This window comes from Streptomyces albicerus (assembly GCF_008905045.1).
In the GTDB taxonomy this organism is placed as follows: domain Bacteria; phylum Actinomycetota; class Actinomycetes; order Streptomycetales; family Streptomycetaceae; genus Streptomyces; species Streptomyces albicerus.
Genome location: NZ_VWMY01000088.1, coordinates 19959 through 37995 on the forward strand (window position 1 = coordinate 19959; position 18037 = coordinate 37995).

14 protein-coding genes and 1 pseudogene are annotated in these 18037 nt (G+C 69.1%); 9 read left to right on the forward strand and 6 right to left on the reverse strand.

Features of this window, described 5'->3' with window-relative positions:
* Positions 1 to 7 precede the first annotated feature (7 nt).
* The 7 genes and pseudogenes from kdpA to GAS53_RS47255 all read left to right on the forward strand — a co-directional run.
* Entirely contained in the window at positions 8 to 1672 is a 1665-nt protein-coding gene (kdpA, locus tag GAS53_RS47230) for a potassium-transporting ATPase subunit KdpA (RefSeq protein WP_151483962.1), read from the forward strand.
* A complete protein-coding gene (gene kdpB, locus GAS53_RS47235) occupies positions 1669 to 3804 on the forward strand; it encodes a potassium-transporting ATPase subunit KdpB (protein WP_151483963.1) in 2136 nt (711 codons plus the stop codon). Before kdpA ends, kdpB begins: the two co-directional genes overlap by 4 nt.
* 6 nt (positions 3805 to 3810) lie before the next feature.
* Positions 3811 to 4422, forward strand: coding sequence for a potassium-transporting ATPase subunit KdpC (kdpC, locus tag GAS53_RS47240; protein WP_151483964.1), 612 nt, complete (start codon positions 3811 to 3813; stop codon positions 4420 to 4422).
* A 118-nt stretch (positions 4423 to 4540) separates the two neighbouring features.
* The gene (locus tag GAS53_RS47245) at positions 4541 to 5224 is read left to right on the forward strand and encodes a response regulator (protein ID WP_151483965.1); all 684 of its coding nucleotides are present in this window, start codon (positions 4541 to 4543) and stop codon (positions 5222 to 5224) included.
* A gap of 46 nt (positions 5225 to 5270) precedes the next feature.
* Positions 5271 to 7823 carry a sensor histidine kinase gene (locus tag GAS53_RS47250; RefSeq protein WP_151483966.1) on the forward strand — a complete coding sequence of 851 codons (2553 nt, stop codon included), beginning with the start codon at positions 5271 to 5273 and terminating at the stop codon, positions 7821 to 7823.
* Positions 7824 to 8030: 207 nt separating this feature from the next.
* A complete protein-coding gene (locus tag GAS53_RS58180; protein ID WP_318724134.1) occupies positions 8031 to 8264 on the forward strand; it encodes a hypothetical protein in 234 nt (77 codons plus the stop codon).
* Positions 8265 to 8282: 18 nt separating this feature from the next.
* Positions 8283 to 8810 (forward strand): annotated as a pseudogene (locus GAS53_RS47255) (DUF4118 domain-containing protein); the annotation flags it as partial.
* A 65-nt stretch (positions 8811 to 8875) separates the two neighbouring features.
* On the opposite strand, the gene GAS53_RS47260 reads toward GAS53_RS47255, so the two are convergent.
* Positions 8876 to 10060 carry a hypothetical protein gene (locus GAS53_RS47260; protein WP_192583603.1) on the reverse strand — a complete coding sequence of 395 codons (1185 nt, stop codon included), beginning with the start codon at positions 10058 to 10060 and terminating at the stop codon, positions 8876 to 8878.
* A gap of 108 nt (positions 10061 to 10168) precedes the next feature.
* The gene (locus GAS53_RS47270) at positions 10169 to 10540 is read right to left on the reverse strand and encodes a hypothetical protein (protein WP_151483969.1); all 372 of its coding nucleotides are present in this window, start codon (positions 10538 to 10540) and stop codon (positions 10169 to 10171) included.
* A gap of 829 nt (positions 10541 to 11369) precedes the next feature.
* Here GAS53_RS47270 and GAS53_RS47280 point away from each other — a divergent pair.
* Positions 11370 to 11459, forward strand: coding sequence for a K(+)-transporting ATPase subunit F (locus GAS53_RS47280; protein ID WP_151483970.1), 90 nt, complete (start codon positions 11370 to 11372; stop codon positions 11457 to 11459).
* 242 nt (positions 11460 to 11701) lie between these two features.
* The gene (locus tag GAS53_RS47290) at positions 11702 to 14266 is read left to right on the forward strand and encodes a sensor histidine kinase (protein ID WP_151483971.1); all 2565 of its coding nucleotides are present in this window, start codon (positions 11702 to 11704) and stop codon (positions 14264 to 14266) included.
* A 16-nt stretch (positions 14267 to 14282) separates the two neighbouring features.
* On the opposite strand, the gene GAS53_RS47295 is transcribed toward GAS53_RS47290, so the two are convergent.
* The 4 genes from GAS53_RS47295 to GAS53_RS47310 form a co-directional block, all read right to left on the reverse strand.
* Positions 14283 to 14702: a hypothetical protein gene (locus GAS53_RS47295; RefSeq protein WP_151483972.1), complete on the reverse strand. Its 420-nt coding sequence runs from the start codon at positions 14700 to 14702 to the stop codon at positions 14283 to 14285.
* Between the two features lie 177 nt (positions 14703 to 14879).
* A complete protein-coding gene (locus GAS53_RS47300) occupies positions 14880 to 15605 on the reverse strand; it encodes a potassium channel family protein (protein WP_192583604.1) in 726 nt (241 codons plus the stop codon).
* A complete protein-coding gene (locus GAS53_RS47305) occupies positions 15598 to 16971 on the reverse strand; it encodes a TrkH family potassium uptake protein (protein ID WP_225859555.1) in 1374 nt (457 codons plus the stop codon). Before GAS53_RS47305 ends, GAS53_RS47300 begins: the two co-directional genes overlap by 8 nt.
* Before the next feature lie 485 nt (positions 16972 to 17456).
* On the reverse strand, positions 17457 to 18037 hold a 581-nt coding region (locus GAS53_RS47310), incomplete at its 5' end, for an SPFH domain-containing protein (RefSeq protein ID WP_151483973.1).

Genomic DNA, 18037 nt, shown 5'->3' on the forward strand with positions numbered 1-18037 from the left:
CACGCCGATGAGCCCCGTCCTTGCTGACGTGCTCCTGGTGGCCGCGCTGATCGGCGCGCTCGCCCTGGTGCACCGTCCCCTCGGCGACTACATGGCCGCCGTCTACTCGTCCAAGAAGCACCTGCGGGTCGAGCAGTGGATCTACCGCTCGGTCGGCGCGAACCCCGACACGGAAATGCGCTGGCCCGCCTACCTGCGCGGGGTGCTGGCCTTCTCCGCCGTGAGCGTGCTGTTCCTGTACCTGCTGCAGCGCGTCCAGGACAAGCTGCCGCTGTCGCTCGGCTTCAAGCCGATCACCCCGGACCAGGCGTTCAACACCGCCGTGTCGTTCGTCTCCAACACCAACTGGCAGTCGTACTCGGGGGAGGCGGCCATGAGCCACGTCACCCAGACCGCCGGTCTTGCCGTGCAGAACTTCGTCTCCGCCGCAGTCGGCATCGCCGTCGCGGTGGCGCTCGTACGTGGCTTCGCGCGCTCCCGCACCGGGGATCTCGGCAACTTCTGGGCCGACCTGGTGCGCGGCACCGTCCGCATCCTGATCCCCATCTCCGTGGTCGCGGCCGTGATCCTCATCGCCGCCGGCGCTATCCAGAACTTCGGCGACATCCACACCATCACCACGCTCACCGGCGACAAGCAGGCCATCAGCCCCGGCGCGGTCGCCTCCCAGGAGGCCATCAAGGACCTCGGCACCAACGGCGGCGGCTTCTTCAACGCCAACAGCTCCCACCCCTTCGAGAACCCCAACGGCTTCACCAACCTGCTGGAGATCTTCCTGCTGCTGGTGATCCCGTTCTCGCTGCCGCGCACCTTCGGCAAGATGGTCGGCAACGTCAAGCAGGGCTATGCGATCGTCGCGGCCATGGGGATCATCTGGTTCCTCGGCGTGGTCGCCGTGACGTGGATCGAGTACGCCCACCCGGGCACCGCCTCGCAGATCGCCGGCGGCTCGATGGAGGGCAAGGAGCAGCGCTTCGGCGAAGGCCCGTCGTCACTGTTCGCGGTGTCGACGACCATGACCTCGACCGGCTCGGTCAACTCCTTCCACGACTCCTTCCAGGGCTTGTCCGGCGGTGTCCTGCTGCTGGGCATGATGCTCGGTGAGCTCGCGCCCGGCGGCGTGGGCTCCGGTCTCTACGGCATGCTGATCATGGCGATCATCGCGGTGTTCCTCGCCGGTCTGATGGTCGGCCGTACGCCCGAGTACCTGGGCAAGAAGATCGGCACCCGCGAGATCAAGCTGGCCGCCTGCTACATCCTCATCACCCCGGCGCTGGTGCTGATCGGCACCGCGGTGGCGATGGCCCTGCCGGACGGCAAGGACGCCATGACCAACGTCGGGGCGCACGGCTTCTCCGAGGTGCTGTACGCCTACACGTCGGCCTCGAACAACAACGGCTCCGCGTTCGCGGGCTTCGGCGCCAACACGGAGTTCTTCAACACGACGTTGGGGCTGTGCATGGTGCTGGGCCGGTTCCTGCCCATGGTGTTCGTGCTGGCGCTGGCCGGCTCGCTCGCCGAGCAGAAGCCCATCCCCGCCACCGCGGGCACGCTGCGCACCGAAAAGCCGCTGTTCACCGGCCTGCTGGTCGGCGCCATCATGATCATCACTGGTCTGACGTTCTTCCCGGCCCTGGCGCTGGGCCCGCTCGCCGAAGGGCTGGCGGCATGACCACCAACACCAAGAAGCAAGAGGACCCGATGTCCACGGTTACCCCGACCCGGGCACCGCACCAGGACGTACCGACCGGGCACAAGGACGAGGGCCGCGTCGGCGCGGGTCTCTTCGACCCGAAGCAGCTGATCAAGTCGCTGCCGGACGCCTTCCGCAAGCTCCACCCGCGGGTGATGGTCAAGTCCCCCGTGATGTTCGTGGTGTTGGTCGGCTCGGTGGTCACCACCGTGCTGGCGGTCAAGGACCCCGGTGACTGGTTCGGCTGGGTCATCGCCACCTGGCTGTGGCTGACCGTCGTCTTCGCCAACCTGGCGGAGGCGGTGGCCGAGGGCCGCGGCAAGGCCCAGGCGGACACCCTGCGCAAGGCCAAGACCGACACGGTGGCACGTCGCCTCGTCGGGGACACCGAAGAGCAGGTCCCGGGTACGGAGTTGAAGGTCGGCGACCTGGTCGTCTGTGAGGCCGGCGACATCATCCCCGGCGACGGTGACGTCGTCGAGGGCGTGGCGTCGGTCGACGAGTCGGCGATCACGGGCGAGTCGGCCCCGGTCATCCGCGAGTCCGGCGGCGACCGCTCGGCCGTCACCGGCGGTACGAAGGTGCTGTCCGACCGCATCGTCATCAAGATCACGACGAAGCCGGGCGAGACCTTCATCGACCGCATGATCAACCTGGTCGAGGGCGCGGCACGGCAGAAGACGCCCAACGAGATCGCGCTGAACATCCTGCTGGCCTCGCTCACCATCGTCTTCCTACTGGCCGTGGTGACCCTCAAGCCGTTCGCGATCTACGCGGGCGCCGACGAGCAGACCTCCATGATCGTGCTGACGGCTCTGCTGGTCTGTCTGATCCCGACCACGATCGGCGCGCTGCTCTCCGCGATCGGTATCGCGGGCATGGACCGCCTGGTACAGCGCAATGTCCTCGCCATGTCCGGCCGGGCAGTTGAGGCCGCCGGCGACGTCTCGACGCTGCTGCTGGACAAGACCGGCACCATCACCCTCGGCAACCGGCAGGCCGCCGAGTTCGTGCCGGTGCGCGGGACGACGGAGGCCGAGGTCGCCGACGCCGCCCAACTCTCCTCACTGGCCGACGAGACGCCCGAGGGCCGCTCCATCGTCGTACTGGCGAAGCAGAAGTACGGGCTGCGCGAGCGGCACCAGGGCGAGCTGGCCCAGGCGGAGTGGATCGCCTTCACCGCCCAGACCCGGATGTCGGGCGTGGACGTGGACGGCAAGAACATCCGCAAGGGTGCGGCCGGTTCGGTCATCGCCTGGGTGCGGGAGCAGGGCGGGTCGGTCGCCGAGGACGCCGACGAGATCGCGGGCCGCATCTCGGAGGCGGGCGGTACACCGCTGTTGGTCGCAGTTCAGGACGACCAGGGCGCCCGGATTCTGGGGGTCATCCATCTCAAGGACGTGGTCAAGGAGGGCATGCGGGAGCGGTTCGAGGAACTGCGCCGCATGGGCATCAAGACCGTCATGATCACGGGTGACAACCCGCTGACCGCGAAGGCGATCGCGGACGAGGCCGGCGTCGACGACTTCCTCGCGGAGGCCACCCCCGAGGACAAGATGGCCCTGATCAAGCGGGAACAAGCCGGCGGCAAGCTGGTCGCAATGACCGGTGACGGCACCAACGACGCGCCCGCGCTGGCCCAGGCGGATGTCGGCGTGGCGATGAACACGGGGACGTCGGCCGCCAAGGAGGCCGGCAACATGGTCGACCTCGACTCCAACCCGACCAAGCTCATCGAGATCGTCGAGATCGGCAAGCAACTCCTCATCACCCGGGGCGCGTTGACGACGTTCTCCATCGCCAACGACGTCGCGAAGTACTTCGCGATCATCCCAGCGATGTTCGCGGTCGCCTACCCGTCGCTCGACAAGCTCAACGTCATGGGCCTGGCCTCGCCCGAGTCGGCGATCCTGTCCGCGGTCATCTTCAATGCGCTGATCATCATCGCCCTGGTCCCGCTCGCCCTGCGCGGCGTGCAGTACCGCCCGATGAGCGCCGACAAGATGCTCCGGCGCAACCTCGGGATCTACGGCCTCGGCGGACTGATCGCCCCGTTCATCGGCATCAAGATCATCGACCTGCTCATCTCTCTGATCCCCGGGATCGGGTGAAGGACCATGAACAACTCCGTGGCAAACACCGGACGCCTGGCATGGGCGGCGCTGCGCATGCTGCTCGTCCTCACGGTCGTGACCGGCATCATCTACCCGCTCGTGATCACTGGCATCGGCCAACTGGCCTTCCATGACAAGGCCAACGGCTCGATCGTCGAGGTGGACGGCAAGGAGGTCGGCTCCCAGCTGATCGGCCAGAGCTGGAACATCAAGGGCACCGACAAGCCGGACCCGAAGTGGTTCCAGGGGCGTCCGTCCAACAGCAACTACGACCCGCTGGCCACCGGCTCCAGCCAGCTGAGCGCCGGCAACCCCGAGCTCGTGAAGATGGTGAAGGCGGCGAAGAAGCAGGTCGCCGAGTTCAACGGCGTACCCGAGTCCGAAGTGCCCAAGGACGCGGTCACCGGCTCGGCCTCCGCGATCGACCCGGACATCTCCCCCAAGTACGCGGAGATCCAGGTCAAACGGGTCGCTGAGGCGAACGGGCTGACCGCCACTCAGGTCGAGGAGCTGGTCAAGGACCACACCGACGGCCGTGCCCTCGGCTTCATGGGCGAGCCGCGCGTCAACGTCCTCGAACTCAACGTCGCGCTCAAGGAACTGGCCGACCACTGATGCCGTCAGCAGCAGGGACAGCGGCTGGGAGCCGGCGGACCGGGACATCCGGATCCACCGGCTCCCGCCGCCGCCCTGACGGCCCCGACCCCACCGACGACAGGAAGGCCGCACACCGATGACCCGGGTGCTGGTGGTGGAGGACGATCCACAGCTCGTACGAGCCCTCGTGATCAATATGCAGGCCCGAAGGTACGGCGTGGACGCCGCGCCGGACGGCGCCACCGCGCTCCGACTGGCCGCCGCCCGCCAGCCGGACGTGGTGGTGCTCGACCTGGGCCTGCCCGACATGGACGGCGTCGAGGTGGTCAAGGCGCTGCGCGGCTGGACCCGGGTGCCCGTACTGGTCCTGTCCGCCCGGACGGCGTCCGACGAGAAGGTCGCCGCCCTCGACGCGGGCGCCGACGACTACATCACCAAGCCGTTCAGCATGGACGAGCTGCTGGCCCGGCTGCGGGCCGCCGTCCGGCGTACCGAGGCGCTGCCGATGGCACCCGAGACGACCATGGTCACGACGAGCGATTTCACCATCGACCTGCTGGCCAAGAAGGCCACCAGAGGCGGCCGCAACATCCGGCTCACCCCAACCGAGTGGCACCTGCTGGAGATCCTGGTCTGCAACCCCGGCCGCCTGGTCACCCAGAAGCAGCTGCTCCAGGAGGTCTGGGGAGCCACGTACAGCGACAGGACAAACTACCTTCGGGTGTACATGGCCCAGTTGAGACGCAAGCTCGAAGCAGACCCCGCACACCCCCGCTACCTCATCACCGAGGCGGGCATGGGCTACCGCTTCGAGTCATGACGCGCTCTCGATCCTCCTGACCGCACACGACTTCAGAGACGAGAAGATGGCACGCGGCAAGCTCCGGATCTACCTCGGCGCCGCACCCGGCGTCGGCAAGACCCACGCCATGCTCTCCGAGGCCCACCGCCGCATCGAGCGGGGCACCGACTGCGTGGTCGCCTTCGTGGAGCACCACGACCGGCCGCGCACCGAGGTGATGCTGCAGGGCCTGGAGCAAGTGCCCCGCAACGAGATCGAGTACCGCGGCACGACGTTCACCGAGATGGACGTGGACGCCGTGCTGCGGCGCGCCCCCGCCGTGGCCCTCGTCGACGAACTGCCGCACACCAACATCCCCGGCTCGCGCAACGCCAAACGATGGCAGGACGTCGAGGAATTGCTCGCGGCCGGGATCGACGTCGTATCCACCGTCAACATCCAGCACCTGGAGTCGCTCGGCGACGTCGTCGAGTCGATAACCGGTGTCCGGCAGAAGGAGACGGTGCCGGACGAGGTGGTGCGGCGGGCGGACCAGATCGAGCTGGTCGACATGTCCCCGCAGGCCCTGCGACGGCGCATGGCGCACGGCAACATCTACAAGCCGGACAAGGTCGACGCGGCCCTGTCCAACTACTTCCGGCCAGGCAATCTCACTGCGCTGCGAGAGCTGGCCCTGCTGTGGGTGGCGGACCGGGTCGATGAGTATCTGCAGGAGTACCGCAGCGAGCACCGGGTGTCGAAGATCTGGGGCTCGCGGGAGCGCATCGTGGTCGGCCTCACCGGTGGCCCCGAGGGGCGGACGCTGATCCGCCGCGCCGCCCGGCTGGCGGAGAAGGGCGCGGGCGGCGAGGTACTGGCCGTGTACATCGCCCGCAGCGACGGGCTCAGCTCCGCCTCCCCCAAGGAGCTGGCCGTCCAGCGCACCCTGGTGGAGGACCTCGGCGGCACCTTCCACCACGTCGTCGGCGACGACGTCCCGGTGGCGCTGCTGGACTTCGCTCGCGGCGTGAACGCCACCCAGATCGTCCTCGGGGTGTCACGCCGCAAGGGATGGCAGTACGTCTTCGGACCCGGCGTCGGCGCGACGGTCGCCCGGGACTCGGGGCCCGACCTCGACGTGCACCTGATCACACACAGCGAGGCGGGCAAGGGACGCGGACTGCCCGTGCCCCGGGGCGCGCGCCTCGGCCGGTCCCGGCTCATCTGGGGCTGGCTGACCGGTATCGGGGGTCCGGCACTCCTCACGCTGCTGCTGACCCACAGCGACGCCGACCTCGGCCTCACGAACGACATGCTGCTGTTTCTCACGCTCACCGTGGGCGCGGCCCTGCTCGGCGGGCTGCTGCCGTCCCTGGCCTCGGCAGCGGTCGGCACGATGCTCCTGAACTGGTTCTTCACCCCGCCGGTGCACCGCATCACCATCGCCGATCCCAAGAACATGCTGGCGCTGGCGATCTTCGTGCTGGTCGCGGCCTCGGTGGCGTCGGTGGTGGACCTGGCGGCCCGCCGCACCCACCAGGCGGCCCGGCTGCGCGCCGAGTCGGAGATCCTCTCCTTCCTGGCCGGCAACGTCCTGCGCGGCGAGACCAGCCTGGAAGCCCTCCTGGAACGGGTGCGCGAGACCTTCGCCCTGGAGTCGGTGGCGCTGCTGGAGCGCGAGAGCGATGTCGAGCCGTGGACCTGCGCCGGTCGCGTGGGCACCGGACAGCCTGTCGACCGGCCCGAGGACGCGGACGTCGACATGCCGGTCGGCGACCACATGGCGCTCGCCCTGTCCGGCCGGGTCCTGCCCGCAGAGGACCGCCGCGTCCTCGCCGCTTTCGCCGTGCAGGCCGCGGTGGTCCTGGATCGTCAGCGGCTGCAGTCCGAGGCGGACCAGGCCAAGGAACTGGCCGAGGGCAACCGCATCCGCACCTCCCTCCTGGCCGCCGTGAGCCATGACCTGCGCACCCCGCTCGCGGGCATCAAGGCGGCCGTGACGTCCCTGCGTTCGGACGACGTCGAGTGGTCCGAGGAGGACCAGGCGGAACTGCTGGCAGGCATCGAGGAGGGCGCCGACCGCCTCGATCACCTCGTGGGCAATCTTCTGGACATGTCCCGCCTGCAGACCGGCACACTCGCCCCGCTCATCCGCGAGATCGACGTGGACGAAGTCGTCCCCATGGCGCTGGGCGGGATCCCGGACCCCGAGTCGACCGTCGTCCTCGACATCCCCGAAACCCTGCCCATGGTCGCCGTCGACAAAGGCCTGCTGGAACGGTCGGTCGCCAACATCGTCGAGAACGCGGTCAAGTACAGCCCCGACGGCAAGCCGGTCGTCGTATCGGCGAGCGCGCACGCCGACCGGGTCGAAGTGCGTGTCGTGGACCGTGGCCCCGGCGTCCCGGACGAGGCCAAGGACCGCATCTTCGAACCCTTCCAGCGCTACGGCGACGCCCCACGCGGCGCCGGCGTCGGCCTCGGCCTGGCAGTCGCCCGCGGCTTCGCCGAGGCCATCGGCGGCACCCTCACCGCGGAGGACACTCCCGGCGGCGGCCTCACCATGGTCCTCACCCTGTCGGCGGCGACCAGTCCTCCTTCGGCACAGCCCGGTCTGCCCGCAACGGCCACCTCGTAGGCAGCCACCCGGCCGGTGATGCGGGGCCGCGTCGAGTACGACGTACGCCGCCCCAGACCCACTACGGCCTGCCCGCGGTGTCAGAGATGCGTCAAGACCGCGCGCCGGTATGGCCGACCGTGACCGCCAGGGGCCACGCCGGCCCGGTCGGCCAGCACGCCGCACTCTCCCGCCCATGGGACCGACCCCACTCCAGCGAGGTGGACCATGAAGAGTTCGCTCCGTGACCGGATCGTCCCGGCCGCCGCCCTGTTCGCGCCACTCGTGGTCGCGCCGGCCCTGGCACCGTTCCGCGCCCATCTGTCGTCCGCGAACCTGGCCCTGATCCTGATCCTGGTCGTGGTCGTCGTGGCGGTCGCCGCCCTGGGCAGCCGGGTCGCAGGAGTGCTGGCCGCGCTCTCGGCGGCGGCCTGGTTCGCCCGCGGCGCAGCCGCAATCTGATACAGCTTCCTCACTCGCCCCTACCAGCGGTTCACCATCTCCGACGGCGACGACATCACCACCACTCTCCTGCTGCTGGCGGTGAGCGTGGCCGTGTCCCAACTGGCGGCCCACGCCCGTACGTTGAAGCTGGTCACCGTCACCGACGCGGCACATCTGGCGCGGATCCACGAGACTGCCTGCCTGGTTCAGGCGGGTGCCTCGCCGTACGCCGTGGTGGACCAGGTCCGGCAGCAACTCGTCGAGATCCTTGGCCTGCGCGGTTGCCGCTTCGAACACGGCACGCTGCTCGGCCGGCACCCCCGCCTGGAGCAGGACGGCTCGCTGACCGTCGGGCGCCCCAACTGGGACCTGGACAAGGACGGCTGGCCCGGCGACGAGATCGAGCTGAGTGCATCGGTGGGCGGCCGTTACCTCGGCCGGTTCATGCTCCTGCCGGAGCCCGGCACCGTACCACCGCCTCTTCAATCACGCCTGGTGGCCGTAAGCCTCGCCGACCACGTCGGTGCCGCCCTCGATACCGCAGGGCCGGTACTCGACGGCTGAGCAAGGTCCTTCACACTCACCAACGACTTCACCCTCACCAACGAGGAGACCCGGACCCGGCCGACTCATGTCGCCTCCGCACCCGCACCTCCGACCAGGGCTGCGAAGCACTCCCGGTCCCGCCGGTCATTGAGGTTCACCGCCTCGTACGCGTGCCGGGGCCACAGGGGGCCGCCGTCGATCCATGGGACGACGGTGGGCCCGGCGTCGAGCCAACCGTGCAGATCGACCGTGCCGACCGCTGAGGGTATACCGCGCCTCGGATGCTTGGGCGGGCCTGGCGGCGGGTTGACTTCCATGGCGGCTTCCGGCAGATCCTCCGGGCCTCCGTGGGCGGCGAAGAGCACCAGGAGCAGTCCGTCGTCGAGGCCGGGCAGCAGCACGTAGCGTACGGGTACGGGTACGGGAACGGGCGCCCGAGCGGCCTGCACCAAGGCCTTCACCCCGGGCACCCCCTGAGTCATCATCCGGCGACCGAACCGGAGAGCGTTGAAGCCGGACAGGGCCGCCAGGATCAGCGGCACATGGACGTCCTGGTCCTTCGCCAGGAGCCACCACGTCAGCACCATCGCGCATGTGAAAGCCGCGTTGACCACGGCCGGCCAGACGTACGAGATCTCCAGCAGGGCAGGCACGCGCCACCAGGGCACGGCACGGATGTCGGGTTCGCGGCGCGGGGCGGTCCCGTGCTCGTCCCCGATCGCCTGACGGCGGGCCGTTTCAGTCATGGCCGCGTACGACAGGTCCGGCTCCCGGCCCTCGATGAGTTGGTCGCCCACACCGGCCTGCGACTGCCAGGGCTGCGGCCTGTTCAGGAGACCCCGCCGATCCGCCGTCAACACGTCCCTGCGGCGGGTCCGCCCAGTTCTGTGTCGGCGTGCCCACAGCAGGTGCTGGCCGCCGGGCTGCGCGAGCACACCGCCCGTACGCGCGTCGCCACACCACCACAGCACGCCTCCGGGGTCGGGGCTGGCCAGGTGGTATCGCTGCGGCAGTGTACGGACCGACAGCGGGATCACATCACCCGTCTGCGGGTGGCGCAGTGCCGTACGGGGGTTGCCCTGCCGAGGTGGAATGGCCACGGCGGAGCAGGCGATCCACGGGTGGGCGGACAAGGCGCGCCGCATACGGCGGTAGTTGACGAGGGCCGCCACGCCGACGATGGCGGCGACCGGGCCGCCTCCGACGCAGAAGACGGCGATGTCGTTCAGCCAGCCGATTCCGGCTTCGTCGGCGGGCGGACCGACCATCAGCCCGGGAGTGACTTGCGCAGTGGGGTCACCGCTTCTCCATCTGGTCTGTGATCCGCCCGACGACCTGGGCGATGTGCGTTCTCCGCTGCCGGGCCGCACCTGGGCTCACCACGGCCGCCCACCGCTGCCGGGCGTCTCATCAACGGCCTTGGACTCAAGTGCCTTCGACTGAACAGCCCTTCGGTAGAACCACTCCCCCAGCTGCGAGCCGCCCATCAGCCCCGCCGCGAACATCAAGAAGCCGACCTCCACGATGGACCCGAGGAACGCGGCGTCCATGGTGTCCAAGCCACTCCACTGCAGCAGCGGAACGATCAGCCCGCCGACCCAGATGACCAGCAGAGCGACGCCCCGTACGCGTATGCCCCACGGAGTGGTCCGGCGCCGGGCCGACTTGGGCGCCCAGCCGCGCAACGAGGCGATCGCCAGGGGCAGGGCGAAGGCCGACCAGCCGATCAGCCAGAGCCACAGGAACACCACTCACACTCCACTTCCGGGAAACCACCCAGCGATCACAAGCCCGGGCAGCTCAAGGGCCGCCCGGGCTCACTCCGCTCCTCAGTACCGATGTCAGCCGGTGATCTCGACCTTCCCCGCGTTCACCGCCCCACCTCGACGTCTTCGCGCCGGTTGAACGCATGCTTGCATGTGGGCAAGTGCAAGCACATTGCCTTGTTCCGGCGATCTCGGCCATGGTCGACAGAATCCGCAGGTGCATGGCCGCGCGGGGTGGCCTTCCAACCGCTCCGCGGCATCCGCCAGGGTCTTGGCGGCCTCGAACTCGCCCATGGCGTGGATGACCTTGGCCCCAGCACAGTCGGCGACTGCGCCGCGCTCACGGCGGGAGTCGCAAGCAAACACCCCAGCGTGACCAGGAGGACCTGGACAAGCCTCCGGGCTGGTGAGTGGAGGCGGCTTCGGGGCACGGCGCCGTACCCCCTGTTCGCGTGGAGCTCCAGCGGGCGTCTTACTCGCGGAGTACGCTCGCGCACCGGCCGGACGCCTGCCGGAAGCGATCAAACTGCAGCGGATCCGCCGGTACCGCGCGAAACAAGCTGGGCTGCGCAGAACCCTCCGGGCTTCCACAAGTCGGGCGCGGCCGCGTTAGGAAAGCGTCAAGGAAGCGGCCGGGGACGTAAGAGTCGAGTCAACGGCGGGTTAATCAGCGTTGCGGCGGGGTTACTTCTAAGGGTCCGTTCCTTCCGAATCTCGTCTAGGAGCTCGCGATGGCCGATGTGGCCTTCGTATGCGCCACGATCGCCGTGTTCGCGCTGGCGGCTCTCATCGCCCGCGGGGTGGGTCGGCTGTGAGCGCCGAAACCATCGTCGGGCTGGCCGTGGCCGTAGCCCTGCTGGACTATCCGGTCCTCGCGCTGATCTGTGCAGAGAGGTTCTGAGCACGGCACGGGGCGGCTGCGCGGCCAAAAGCACTGCTCCAGAAGGTGTGGGGACCCTCCTACGAGACACGCACCAACACCTGCGGGTCTACGTGACGCGGCCGCGGCGCAAACTGGAGGCAGACCCATCGCATCCACGCCACCTCCATCAGCGGGCCGGGCATGGGACACCGCGTCGAGAAGTGATCTCCTTGCTGTCCCGAACCGGCCCGGCGAGCGCAGAACGATCGGAACCCTGAACCATGGCACGCGGCAAGCTTCGGATCTACCTCGGTGCGGCGCCAGGCGTCGGCAAGACCTACGCGATGCTGTCGGAGGCGCACCGCCGTGCGGAGCGGGGCACCGATTGCGTGGTGGCCTTCGTGGAGCACCACGACCGGCCGCGCACCGAGGTGATGCTGCACGGCCTGGAGCCGATCCCGCGCAAGGAGCTGGAATACCGTGACGCGGTGTTCACCGAGATGGATGTGAACGCCGTACTGAAGCGCCGGCCGGCCGTCGCCCTGGTGGACGAGCTGGCCCACACCAACGTGCCCGGCTCACGGAACCCCAAGCGGTGGCAGGACGTCGAGGAATTGCTGGACGCCGGGATCGACGTCATCACGACCGTCAACATCCAGCACCTGGAGTCGCTCGGCGATGTCGTCGAGTCGATAACGGGCGTACGGCAGCGGGAGACCGTACCGGACGAAATCGTCCGTCGCGCCGACCAGATAGAGCTGGTCGACATGTCACCACAGGCCCTGCGTCGCCGGATGGCGCACGGCAACATCTACAAGTCCGACAAGGTCGACGCAGCGCTCTCGAACTACTTCCGTCCGGGCAATCTGACCGCCTTGCGGGAGCTGGCGTTGCTGTGGACCGCGGACCGGGTCGACGAGTACCTGCAGCAGTACCGCGGGGAGCACGACATCCGCTCCACCTGGCAGGCCCGCGAGCGGATCGTCGTCGGGCTCACCGGCGGCCCTGAAGGACGGACCCTGATCCGACGAGCGGCCCGGCTGGCGGAGAAGGGCGCGGGCGGCGAGGTGCTGGCGGTCTACATATCCCGCAGCGACGGGCTGACCTCCGCCTCGCCCAAGGAACTCGCCGTACAGCGCACCCTCGTCGAGGACCTGGGCGGCACCTTTCACCAGGTCGTCGGCGACGACGTACCGCAGGCGCTGCTGGACTTCGCCCGGAGTGTCAACGCCACCCAGATCGTGCTCGGCGTCAGTCGTCGGCGCGCTTGGCAGTACGCCTTCGGGCCCGGGGTGAGTGCCACGGTGGCGCGCGAGTCCGGGCCGGACCTCGACGTCCACATCGTCACCCACGAGGAGGCCGCCAAGGGCCGCGGACTGCCGGTGGCGCGCGGCGCCCGGCTCAGCCGCTCCCGCATCATCGCCGGATGGCTGGTCGGCGTGGTCGGCCCGGTGCTGCTCACCCTGCTGCTCATCTCGGTGTGGAACACCCGGCCCGCCGACGACGGGCCCGGCTTCGCCAACGAGGTGCTGCTGTTCCTGACCCTGACCGTGGGCGCCGCACTGCTCGGCGGGCTGTTGCCCGCGCTGGCCGCGGCCACGGCCGGCTCGCTGCTGCTGAACTACTTCTTCACCCCGCCCACCCACACCTGGATCATCGATGATCCGGCGAACGTCCTCGCCATCATCGTCTTCTTCGCGGTCGGTGTCTCGGTCGCCTCGGTCGTGGACCTGGCCGCCCGCCGGACCCACCAGGCCTCCCGACTGCGCGCCGAGTCCGAGACCCTGTCGTTCCTGGCGGGCAGCGTGCTGCGGGGCGAGGACGGTCTGGAGGCGCTGCTGGAGCGAGTGCGGGAGACCTTCGGCATGGAGTCGGTGGCACTGCTGGAGCGGGGCAGCGAGGTCGAGCCGTGGGCCTGCGCGGGCCGGGCCGGGACGGCCCGTACGATCGAGCGCCCGGTGGACGCCGACGTCGACATGCCGGTCGGCGACCACCTCGTATTGGCCCTGTCCGGGCGGGTGCTGCCCGCCGAGGACCGCCGGGTGCTGGCCGCCTTCGCCGCTCAGGCCGCCGTCGTCCTGGACCGCCAGCGGCTGAAGCAGGAAGCCGGACAGGCCCGCGAGCTGGCCGAGGGCAACCGCATCCGCACCGCGCTGCTCGCCGCCGTCAGCCATGATCTGCGGACCCCGCTGGCCACCATCAAGGCCGCGGTCACCTCTCTGCGCTCCGACGACATCGAATGGTCCGAAGAGGACCAGGCGGAACTGCTGGCGAGCATCGATGAAGGCACCGACCGGCTCGACCACCTGGTGGGCAACCTGCTGGACATGTCCCGGCTGCAGACCGGCACCGTCACCCCGCTGATCCGCGACGTGGACCTGGACGAAGTGGTGCCGATGGCCCTCGGCGGCGTTCCCGAAGGCTCCGTCGCCCTGGAGATTCCCGAAACCCTGCCGATGGTCGCGGCCGACCCCGGTCTGCTGGAGCGGGCCGTCGCCAACGTCGTGGAGAACGCCGTGAAGTACGGCCCGGAGAACGAGGTAGTGCTGGTCTCCGCCAGCACGCTCGGCGACCGGGTCGAGCTGCGGGTCGTCGACCGCGGCCCCGGTGTGCCCGACGAGGCCAAGGAGAGGATCTTCGAGCCGTTCCAGCGATACGGCGATGTCCCTCGCGGCGCCGGAGTCGGCCTGGGACTCGCGGTCGCCCGCGGCTTCGCCGAGGCCATGGGCGGCACTCTCGTCGCCGATGACACTCCCGGCGGCGGCATGACCATGGTCCTCACCCTCAAGAGCACGCCAGGCCGTCCACCCGTACCCCCCGACCTGCCCGCCCACTTCACCTCGTAACGGCCTCGGCGGCCGCTCAGGAGCTCGCGTCGCGCTCCCCACCGGGGGTGATCCGCCGATACGCGCCCCGGGCGTTGACGAGGCGGGCGATCACCGTACCGAGCAGCGCCGCGACCATCAGGAAGGCGAGCCGCCCCGCATCCGGATACCCCTGCCACACGAGCTCGCCATGCGGGGGCACCGCAAAGCCGTTGAGGAACAGCCAGCACACCGCGGCGGTGCCCGGCGCCGCGGCCAAGCGGGCGCATACTCCCAGCAGCGCCGCCAGGACGCACAGCACCAGCAGGGCGTGCAGCGGGTCGGCGAGCCCGTTCGCCGCGCTGAGCACTCCCACCGTCAGCAGCGCCCCGATGAAGGCCGCCACCCAGACGAACGGTGTGGGGACAGGCTCGGGTACCGGCCTGACCCCAGCCCGCAACGCTCGCCACTCCACCATGAGCGCATCCTTCCCCGCGCCACCTGCGCTGCTCCTATAACAGCGCCTGCAGCACGGTTCCGCGTCTGGCGACCGCCCTTATTAACGAACTCCGTACGGGCAAAGCTTCCTTGGACGCACGACCGGCGGCGAAGGAACTAGGAGTAAGGAACAGTGATACGGCGCCTCGCGGTGCACTCAGCTGAGTTCGGCGAACGACTCCACATCGTGGATCTTTCCGGTGACGACGATGACGTCCCCCTTCTCTATGACCGTCTCGGCGGTGGCGTAGGTGAAGCCCTCGCCAGGCCGCTTGATGCCGACGACCGTCACCCCGTACTTGCGGCGTACCTGGCTCTCGCCGAGCGGCATGCCGGTGGAGACGGCCGGGGCGACAGTCTTCACCAAGGCGTAGTCGTCGTCGAACTCGATGAAATCGAGCATCCGGCCGGTGACCAGGTGGGCGACGCGCTCACCCATATCGTGCTCGGGCAGGACGACGTGGTGCACGCCCAGGCGTTCGAGGATCTGACCATGCTGGCGGCTGATCGCCTTGGCCCAGATATTGGGCACCTTCGCCTCCAGCAGGTTGGAGGCGATCAGAATGCTGGCCTCGATGTCGGTGCCGATGCCGACCACGGCGCTGCTGAACTCGTGCACACCGAGCTGGCGCAGCGTCTCGGGGTCGGTGCAGTCGGCGACCACCGCATGGGTGAGATCGTCGCTGATCCGCTGGACGAGGTGCGGGTCTGTGTCGACGCCGAGAACGTCCCAGCCGCGCCGCATCAGCTCATGCGCCAGCGAGCTGCCGAAGCGGCCGAGACCGATCACGGCCACACGCCGGTCACCGTGACCGGAGGCGACGGCGTGCTCGGCGAGCCGCTTGCGGCGGCGCAAGCGCAGATTGTGCAGGTACCTAGCCAATGACGGGTCGCTCCTCGGGTAGCTCGTAGCGGCGCTTGCGCTCGCGCAGGGCAAGCGCCGAGACCAGGGTGACCGGGCCGAGCCGGCCGACGAACATGAGCACGATGACGATCAGCCGGCCGACGGTCGGCAGGTCAGCGGTGATGCCAGTGGACAGCCCCACCGTGCCGAAGGCCGAGACCGACTCGAACAGCACCTCCTCGAAGGGCTTGTCGACCACGGCGAGCAGGGCGAGGGTCGCCGTCATCACAAAGCCCACGCCGGCCAGCGCCACAGTCAGCGCCTGCCGCAGCACGTGCGGCGCGAGCCTGCGGCCCATCACCGCGGAATTGGGCTCACCTCGCACCTCGGCGAACATCGCCGCACCGAGCACCGCGAAAGTGCTGACCTTGATGCCGCCCGCAGTGCCCGCACTGCCGCCGCCGATGAACATCAGCATGCAGGTCAGCAGCAGGGTCGCATCCGTCATCGCCCCAACGTCGACACTGTTGAACCCCGCGGTACGCGACATCGCCGAGTGAAAGAACCCCGCCAGGATCTTCTTGTCCCAGTCGAACGGGCCCAGCGTGTCGCGGTTCGTCCACTCCAGCACACACGTCAGCAGCGTCCCGGCGAACAGCAGCAGCGCCGTGGTGACCACCGTCAGCCGGAAGTGCAGCGACCAGCGACGCCGACCCGTGGTGCGGGCCCGATTGCGGTGCCGCAGCAACTCCAGCAGCACCGGAAAACCGATTCCGCCGAGAATCACGGCCACTGCGATGGGCAGCGTCATCCACGCGTCCTGCGCGTACTTCGTGAGGCTGTCGGCGTGCAGCCCGAACCCGGCGTTGTTGAACGCCGACACGGCATGGAAGAACCCCAGGTACGTGGCATCCCAGATGGACTCGTTGTAGCCGAAGCGCAGCCGCAGCGCCAGCACCGCACCCACCGCGAGTTCCACCGTGAGCGTGCATCCGGCGACCCCGATCAGCACCCGCCGTACATCGCCGATGTCCAGACTCTTGGTCTCCGCCTGCGCGGTCAGCTGCATCCGCAACCGCAGTTTCCCGGAGATCAGCAGCCCCAGCAGCGAGGCCATCGTCATGATGCCGAAGCCACCGATCTGGAACAGCACGAGGATCACGCCCTCGCCGAAGCCGCTCCAGTACGTGCCAGTGTCCACCACGACCAGACCCGTCACGCATACCGCCGACGTGGAAGTGAAGAGTGCCGTCACCGCATCGGCGCTCCGGCCGTCCTCTGCGGCGACGGGCAGCATCAGCAGCACCATCCCCAGCAGAATCACGGCAGCGAAGCCCATGACCACCGTACGAGCGGGGTGCGCCGCCAACAGCGACTGCCACACTCGCACCGCGCGTCTCGCCACTCCCCGGCCTCCCTGCTTGCCAATGTTCCGTCAAGGATCCATCAGCATCCGGTCAAGATCCAGCGGGCTACCCTAACCGAGGTCCGCCCCGGTGCAACGGGGCGGGAGAGCGTGAGCTCCGACTCCTCGGGCAGCCTGTCCGGCGCCGGATGTCAGTGTCAGCCGTTAGGAAGATCCTCATTTACCGTCGCAGAGCGAGGGGCGTTGACGTCAGGGGCTCGGCGAGCGATGGCAACGTGAAGATCGCCGGATGCCCCGCCGCCATCGTCACGGAGTTCACCCGGGACACCTCCGGAGCGTGTGAGTGTCACGCCGACACCCAGCGCGATCGGTGGGCGCGCCTGGCAGCAGAACTGATCGGGGTTGCGGTTCTGGTGTCGACCGGCCCGCGTCACGGCACACTGCGGACCGGTACCCGCAACTTCCTGTGCGATCACGCCCCACGCCGGCCGATGACGTTATGGATCGGCGATTGTCATCCCTGGTCAGCGTGGGGGGTTGGACGGGAGGGGGTCAGAGGTGACGCGATCGGCCTTGGCCGCGTCGGCGAGGGCGGCGGCAGCGGCTTCCGCGGCCTGAGCTGTGTCGTCGGCGGCTTGGGCGGCCGTGTCGTCCGAGGGCTTCTCACGGGTGGCCGGCGACTGCGGCAGCACCTCGCTGAAGGCGCGGGACACGCCCTGGAGCGCGGAGGTGACCTCGCTGGGGATCACCCAGAAAGTGCTGCCCGAGCCTTGCGCGAGTTGGGGCAGCATCTGCAGGTACTCGTAGGCGAGCAGCTTGGGGTCGGGGTCGTTGCGATGCACGGCCTGGAACACCTCGTCGATGGCCCGGGACCGGCCCTCGGCCTGGAGGATCGCAGCGGTACGGTTACCCTCCGCGCGCAGGACAGCGGCCTGCTTGTCGCCTTCGGCGGTGAGGATCTGCGACTGGCGCTGCCCCTCGGCCCCGAGAATCGCGGCCCGCTTGTCCCGCTCGGCTCGCATCTGCTTCTGCATCGCGTCCTTGATGGACTGCGGGGGGTCGATGGCCTTGATCTCCACCCGGTTGACCCTCAGCCCCCACTTGC